The following is a 7,640-nucleotide window of genomic DNA, read 5'->3' as shown; positions in this document are numbered from 1 at the left end:
TGATTGCCTGGCACATCTTTCGGGTGTTTTATATTATTAGCTTTAACTAGATATATCCGAGCATTCTGATTTAAGACATCTTGATATCTATTTTGAGTATCTCCAGGAGAGCAACTGTCAGGATGGCTAGAAATTGAGAGTTGCTTACAAAGTCCCTGACAAACATCTCGGAGATTCTTGAGCATTGTCAACCATTCCTCTAGGCTGTACCCTAGGGAGTCCTGAGAATCAGTAGGCTGCCAGTAGCAACCTCTTAACCGTCCTGAGTTGCAATGTAGTGGGCGTCTGGCTCCACGGCCTATGCCGCCCAGGTATATTGCTAACTTCAAAATGTATTTGATTAAGGTCAGATGCCCTTGATTGGTAGATTCTAAGTGAATCCTACCCTTTGCATAGTAAGGTGTGTTACTACCCTGGTTACTCAGCTTCGAGCCTCCCTCGACATCGACAGAAATTCTGACACTACCATAGGTAGGTTTCTTCTTCTTATTCAGAGTTGTATCAATACTGCCAAATAGCTTGGCCTCGAATATCTGGCAATCCTGCGGAGAGCAAAAACTTAGTGCTACAGCTCTAAACCAGTATCGTAATACTCCTCGAATGGCCGCCGACCTTAACTCGACTTGTTCTGAAACACTATAAATGCCTTGTGACCACAGCTCAAAACCATGACTGCTGCTGCGCCAGCGGGATTCAACTAGTTTAGAAGCTTCGGATACTTGGTCACCTGTCTCTAGAGTTGACTCTTGAGGTTGACTAACTCGTCCATACCCGGCACTGATACGAGAGCCTAGCCCCTCTTGAATAAGCGACTTTTCTAGCCATGTTCTGGCTAGCTTTACATCCGCTTCGGATCCCAAGCTAGTTTTAGCCAAGCCGATTTTCAGAGTTACATTTTGTAGAGACATCATGTAGTGAGGTGATGGATTATATTCCACTCGGCTCGCTTTCCAATTCCACTGAGGCGTGGCTACGTCCATACTTAAGCAAGGGGTCATTGGAAAAGCATCTAGAATTTGTACTGTGCCAAGGGACGCTTTCTGTTCAGCTTCTGAAGCAGTTTGATTAAGAAAACCAAATAGACGCTGGACTGTCTCTAAACCTTCAGGCTGGTGATACTCTGCCCAGGCTTTGACAACACCTTTGATACTACTAGCAGGCACATAGGGGACTCCATACACTGGGTGTAGGGCGGGTAGTAATCGCTCTCGAAATCCCTGAATCCCACCAACTCTTAGTCTTTCAGGAAAATAAACCTCTACAATCTCTCCAGCTAGTGTTACTGTCCGCTGGTTAAGGAGATCATAAAGAGACTGACAGGTCTGAGTATCAGCTTTTATCGTCTCTTCTAGAAGAGATTTTAGTCTTTGCTCTTCTGGTTGAGAATCGCTGAATTTTTTCGCAGATTCCGTTGAAAAGTCTGCACAATTTAGTGTTTGAAGGGGATTTTTGATTTTTGAAAGATGAGGATCTTCATTCCTAGACATACTAGATGACGAGGAAGTAGAAGCCTCTATGCCCATTTCCTGTGCTGCTTGAGCTAATTTTTCCTTCCAAGATTCTTCTTTCCCTCTTGTCATGTTAATTATTCTCCGCTTCGCCAAGTAGTGAGGCAGCCCAAAATGACCATTCCTTTGCAAACCTTAGAGCTAAGTGGTTGAGGGCTAAGTAGTCTCTGAGAGGCATTCTGGAATTAAAAATTAGGCTTTTTTCATCTCTTGGTTGAAAGTCAGCTCCACTAAACTTGTGTAAACTTTCGAGGAAACAATAGTAAACAGTGCCCTTGTACTTTGTATCTTCAGAGGTTTTACCGATAAAGCTCTTGGCATCACCACTCAGTCGATGCAGTCCCCATGTAGAGATATAAGCTGGTAGCCCCTGCACTAGAGCACTCGCTTTCTTATGGTACTTTTTATCTAGTTGTTGGCTTAGACTTTCTAATGCTCCATAAGCTTCTTGGCTAAACTGGCGTGGATCAAGTTTCATCAGCGACTTCCCTCCTCGGCAGTAATCTGCATACTTTTCATTTCGGCCCAGCCTCTTCCCAGTCCTTCTAGGCCTCCGAACTGTAGGCGAGTGCTCATCCGATCAGGAATGATGTTGCGAAGCATATCTTTCGCAGCTTGGGTTTGTTCGGCCTCTGCACGAGCTTTATCTATATCTTTTTCATCCTTATCTATAGCGACAGCTTGAGAACGCTTCATTCCCCAGGGAAAGAACAGTACGGTTTCTGGTGGAATTGCCTCTTCAGACCGAAATGATCCTTTGTCCACAGTTTTAGAGCCAGTTTCTAGCCGTACCCGAACCTCTCGCAGTAGCCCTGTTTCTACCAGAGATAAACACTCTGCCTCGGGTAAGACAATCAATCTTTCTGGTAGAAGATTTACTAATCCAGAAGCTTCTAGTAGGCCAGTTAACTCAGGACTGATAATTTCAAAGTTCTCAGAGGCTAACTCAGCTGGTTGAAGCAAAGCCGTCTGTAAATAGAGTTTCTCTCTTTCGAAGCTCACTACTGCTGACTTGCGGCCATCCTTTGATAGGTGCTGTCGGCATGTATGGATTAAACTGCGTACATTGGCTTGGGAGTTTGGTGCTAGCCAACGGCTCCATCGTTCTAACCATAGTGGACAAGTTATCCATATCATATGGTGACTCAGAGAAGCAATTGGAAAGAATAGCAGTGTGGCATCAGCGAACCAAATTTCTCCTTCTGTAGGTTGATTTCCGTCCTCAATTCGTCGACCAAATACTAAGCTGGTTGCGGCGCTTTCCTGCGGATTGTCTTTGCTGTCTTTTTCTAAGACAGAACGGACTTTTCCTCTTACAGATGAGGCTGGCATGTAGGGAAATTCCGTATGTACTTCACGGGCGATACCCATCAGGTTACCTTCATTGGCGCTGCCCCCCGTATGCAGCGGCGTTAGCAAATATAAATAGGTCAAATAGTTATCCATTACCTAGTGCACTCCCCATAATAATTTTCCGTAGTTCAATTTTTGAAAGGTGGTCAGCCACTGGTGTGACTCATCATTAGGCAGCAGACTCTCTACCTTGGGTGGCGACTTAAACGCATACACCGTCCCCGGTGGCACAAAGGCCCGTTGGGGAATGTAGGCCACCTCATCCGGTTCCTCGTTGCCTGTGCGAGGCTTTCCTTCAACCCGAGCTATCGCACTGATCCCCCCCCACATCAATTGCCGATCTGTGGCGCAGCCTGCCAAATTGTCACGCCACTCCCTGGGATAGCTGGCATAGAGCCGCTTCTCTGTATCAGCCAGGGCTAACCCTGGGGTTAGCACATAGGCGCGTTTGCGATCGCCCTTATTGGTTTTCAACTCAGCCAAGGCTGACCATCCCTGGGGTTCATCTGGATCCTGCAGCCGCTCCACCAGTGCCCGATGGCCTTCCCCCCCCAGGCGAATCACACCGGATTGCAACTCTTCTGATGAGCCGTTAGGTAAATCCAATCGAGCAACAAAATGCCAGCCGGGGCGCAGCCGCACTGCCACTTCGGTGAAGTAGCCATCGGACTCTTCTACCTGGCGTTCCCCGGATTTCATCTTGATGTGGGGCATTACCTGAGCATCCCAGGGATTCGAGTGAAACAGAGGTTTTTCCTCCAGGGTATCTTGCGTCCAGTTCGTCTCTTTGCTGTCGAGATACTCAGCCAGATACTTCGCACGTATCCATGGTTGGGGTTCTCCCAGGCGCTGATTCTGCTGCTTTTCTTGGTCATGCATCGCTTTTGTAATCACCATTGGATCTGGATGATTGGTTGCAAACGCCAGATGCTCCCAAGCTGGATCTTTATCTTCTGACCCTCGAATCTTAGCGGGCTGCAATCGATGCACCGATTCCCAGCGATCGCTGGCTTTTTTTGCACCTACATCTTGGGGATACAGACAGACCAGGTCTTTTGGCGTAGGCAACCAGAGGGTACCGTTTGGATCACACAGAAAGGGGCCAAGAAAAGTCAAATCCCTGAGTCTGTTGGTGTCTCGACGCTGGCGCTTGTCTGCTTGAGTGCGTTGCGGCAGCAACGATCGCAACCCATGGAACACCGTAATCGGCATCGGTGGAAACAGCCCCTTGGCCCAGGAGCCGTCGGCAGGGCTAAAGGGCCGGGAATCCCGAAATAGCAACACATCCAGGGGTGTGATTCGGTACCAGGTCATGACTTCGCCTCCACCGGTTGCTTTTGGGGTTGTACCCAGGCTTGGCGCTGGAGGTTCTTGCTCACCCAGAAGGCGCTGAAGCGCATGAGATAGCCCATATCCTCTGGGCTTGCCCCGGTCAGAGGCGGATCTTGACGAGAGTTGTAACCTGGCTGAATTTGCTTTGGATCAGCTGTCTTGACCCAGGCTTCCCATCGCTTCAACCAGGCCATCAGTAGATCACAGAAGCCCTCAAAGTCTTCAAATCTCTTGCTTTCGTCGCGATTGCTGACGATGACTTTAGCCGCTTCAGCAAAGAGACTATAGTTTTCCGTCACGCTGGCCCTTTTCGGCAGTTCTTCGGCTAAGCGATAGAGGATGGGACTCAGGGTATCTTGGCCATCTTTGCTTTGCATCCCCTTGTTGATCCATGCCCACCAGTCATCCAGCAGGCTTCCCTTCATCAGGGCCTCCAGGGTGTTGCCGCCGCCGTAGATGACGCGGAAGCAGAGGCCGTCTTTACCGGGCATGGCTTTGGCGGTTTGCTCGGCATCCCAGAGGCTTTCGAGCACCGTGGGCAGGGGGACGGCTTTGTTAGCAATCACAATCCCCAGGCTCATGGTGGCGTTTTTGCCCATGGTGAAGTGGGGGCGCTGGGGAATTCCATCGAAGGTCCCTTTAGGGTGCCAGTAGCCACCATCACTCGTAAACTCACCTAGAGGATCGTCCTGACCAGACCAGGCGGCACGGAGCGATCGCAAGTATCCCGGCAAATCTTCCAACGGCAGTACTGCCATCACATCGTCGCCACCGCTGTAGATCACCCGCCCGCAGCAGCGCTTTTCGGTCAGGTAGGGCACCAGCCGGTTAGAGAAGTCCAGCAGGGCGCGGTTGAGGCCAATGTGGGTGGCGGGTCCCATGCGTTTGGTCGTTGCCAAAAGCTGTTGGAAGTGGTGAGTAAATTGCTGCAGGTCAGTGCTTTGAGTTTGATCAAGGTAGTGACTGGCTTCTAAATCAATCAGATAGTCTCGGTAGGGCTTCAGGGTTTCCCCCGAAATGTAGCTGCCCATGCCGTCGCCATCGCCCAGCACGATCACCCACCAGTCGCCGGGGCTGCCATCGCCAAAGCCAGCCTCTTTGTGGGCGGAATCAATGGCCTGACGGAGCAGGGCGACCTCATCGACTTTGTTTTTATCTCCCTTGGCTTTCTCCAGGTTCATCTCGTCTGCCAGCCACTTGGCGGAGAACATGACCCCGTTGTAGTCGCGGCCAGGGGTTTGCTCTGAGTTGATGACCTGATCAGTCTTGGCAACATGAAACGGCCTACCTCGGGTACGAGAAGCAAAGGTACGTCTGGCAGCGGCTAAATGCTGTCTCTTAGTTTCATGCTGAGCAGATTCTTCACCTGATAAATCTTGCTGATTGACTGGCTTGGGCCGGAGAGTTGTTCGCACCTGGTTAGCCAGGGCATTCCAGTAATTATGTACTCTGGCTTGAAAACGAACTGAGTCGTCTTGATGTTCTCGCTGAGCCACCTCGGCTTTCTGGATGGAATCATGGACAAACCGAGCTGCTGCAATCGAACTGAGGTTGGGAAAGCGAACTAACTGGTCGTAGTTAATCTCAGGCTGAGTTTGTTGAATCTCCAGCAATGCCTCGTCTGTAGGGTCGAGGGGTACGGGTTGAAGTTCAGTCACCGGAATACCCATCGACTCAGCCACGCCGCCGACTTGCCACGCCATGCGTTTGGTTAGCTCCAGAGCGTTGAGCATTTCGGAGCCGTTGAACAGGCCCTTGTAGGCATAGGCCATGATCAACCAGAACAGTCGCATGGAGCTTTCTGGCAGGCCACCGCCTTCCCGGAAGTCGCGGGTTGTGCCATCTTGCAACCGCCGTTCTCGATAGTTCAGCCGGGGATGCACGGCACTGAACTGGCCCGACAAACTTGAACGGGGGCCAGGAGCAGCCGGAATTTGCCAGTGGCGGGTATTTTTAACGGCCATGTGGGCGGTGCGCAGGCGCTGTTGCAGACTGCCCCACCAGGTGCCGACATTGAGTTCTTGGGTGTAGATGGCTTTTTCGGCTGCGCTAGGGAGTGGGGTCGGGGGCCATGCGATCGCATCTTGTTTGGACGCCCACGCCTCATACTGGCTAAGATCACGGGTTGAGAGCTCATCTTCGGGATGCCCCAGGGGAACGGCTGCCCAGTAAGGCTCCCAGGTGTTGTCAATCTGCGCCTCCCACAGGTGTCGCCACTCCCAGCAGTTTTGCTGTTGGAGTAGTTTCATTTCCTGGCGATAGAGCTGTGGATTGGCTGACTTGGGCAGGGTGGGCTCAAACTCTTGCCACAACTCATTTCGTGCCGTCTGGTGCTGATCGTCAGTTAAGAAGGCGGTCACCGTCTGGCGAATATCTTCTCGAATCTTTTCGCTGATGGTTCGCCATTCTTCAGCCAGTCGCTTTGATAGATCCTGTCCTAACTTTTCAGCCTTCGACTTCCCCGGTACCAGCACGGTGATCATGTTGGGGAAGCCAGCGGTGCTAAGGCTGTTGGATTCTTTGCGATCAAACCGCTCGACGGGCTCCAAACCATCATTGGTACCATCAAAGCCTTGCCGCCAAAGGTGGGAAAACTCTTCTAGATAATCAGGATTTGCGAGGTCACCGTGCTGTTCTTGGCCATATTTTCTGAGCCAAAAGGCATCAATGATGTCCTGCCCCCACAACGAGGGCACAATCACCGCATCGGGGCCATAGGTTTGGGCAATGTGCCAACAGAGGCGAGCACTGAGGTAGTGGAGCAAATACGACCCGGCCCAAAAGTCCACAAACTTGCGGGAGGCTTTGATGAACTCTTGAACCGGGGAAAAGCTGAAGAGTAGCAGATAGGGGGTTTCTGGGCGATCGCCGCTACGCCCTTCTGGATACATCGCCCCCGCTAGGGCCGACGCGGTGCTCTGGTAGCTGTGCAGGGGGCAGTCGGGCAGCATCCGGTGGGCTGGATACAGCAGCGCCTGGGAATTTGGATTGGCCTTGGCCCAGTACTCGGGATAAAAGCGCCAGAACCACCAGAAGACGTGCTTGGCGTCGGTGGAGTTTTGAATGTCTGTCGGAATCTCAACTGGGTCTAACGGCAGTTCGGTGATGGTTTGCCCCTGGCCACTGATCGGGTGTCGTACTCCAACCTCATCGGGCAGGTCAGGGGTGGTCTGGAGGTTAATGCGATCGCTGGAAGCTGCAACGTCAAGACAAAGGTTGCCCCCCGCTCGCCACCAGTCCCGCAGGTCAGCGAGCTGAGGCGCTAAGCATTGCAGCGTGGCACAGAGATGATGTTCGACATCAGGATCTTTGAAGTGGTGAAAGGCTTGTAAGAAAGCATAGAGTTTTCGCTGGTAGTAGAGTTTTCGCTCTCCCGGTTCGCTCATTTCTAAGGAGGTTCCTCAGATTCTGGCCCCAGCCGAGTGTAAATACTCACCGGGAAGTTGA

5 protein-coding genes are annotated in these 7,640 nt (G+C 51.4%); all 5 read right to left on the bottom strand.

Features of this window, described 5'->3' with window-relative positions:
- Nucleotides 1-1,580, bottom strand: a 1,580-nt coding sequence (locus tag E1H13_RS25675; protein WP_169617815.1) for an RAMP superfamily CRISPR-associated protein, incomplete at its 3' end; no start/stop codon positions are given.
- 1 nt (nt 1,581) lies between these two features.
- Nucleotides 1,582-1,986, bottom strand: coding sequence for a hypothetical protein (locus E1H13_RS25670; RefSeq protein ID WP_169617814.1), 405 nt, complete (start codon nt 1,984-1,986; stop codon nt 1,582-1,584).
- Complete coding sequence (gene cmr4 / locus E1H13_RS25665; RefSeq protein ID WP_169617813.1) at nt 1,986-2,954, bottom strand: type III-B CRISPR module RAMP protein Cmr4; 969 nt, start codon at nt 2,952-2,954, stop codon at nt 1,986-1,988. The genes E1H13_RS25670 and cmr4 overlap by 1 nt, the downstream gene beginning before the upstream one ends.
- A gap of 3 nt (nt 2,955-2,957) precedes the next feature.
- Nucleotides 2,958-4,175, bottom strand: coding sequence for a type III-B CRISPR module-associated Cmr3 family protein (locus tag E1H13_RS25660; RefSeq protein ID WP_169617812.1), 1,218 nt, complete (start codon nt 4,173-4,175; stop codon nt 2,958-2,960).
- Complete coding sequence (locus E1H13_RS25655) at nt 4,172-7,579, bottom strand: type III-B CRISPR-associated protein Cas10/Cmr2 (protein WP_169617811.1); 3,408 nt, start codon at nt 7,577-7,579, stop codon at nt 4,172-4,174. Before E1H13_RS25655 ends, E1H13_RS25660 begins: the two co-directional genes overlap by 4 nt.
- Between the last annotated feature and the right edge of the window lie 61 nt (nt 7,580-7,640).

It is taken from the genome of Nodosilinea sp. P-1105, from assembly GCF_012911975.1.
GTDB lineage: Bacteria > Cyanobacteriota > Cyanobacteriia > Phormidesmidales > Phormidesmidaceae > Nodosilinea.
Note: the sequence above shows the minus strand (reverse complement) of the source record. Positions and strands in the feature narration are given on the sequence as shown.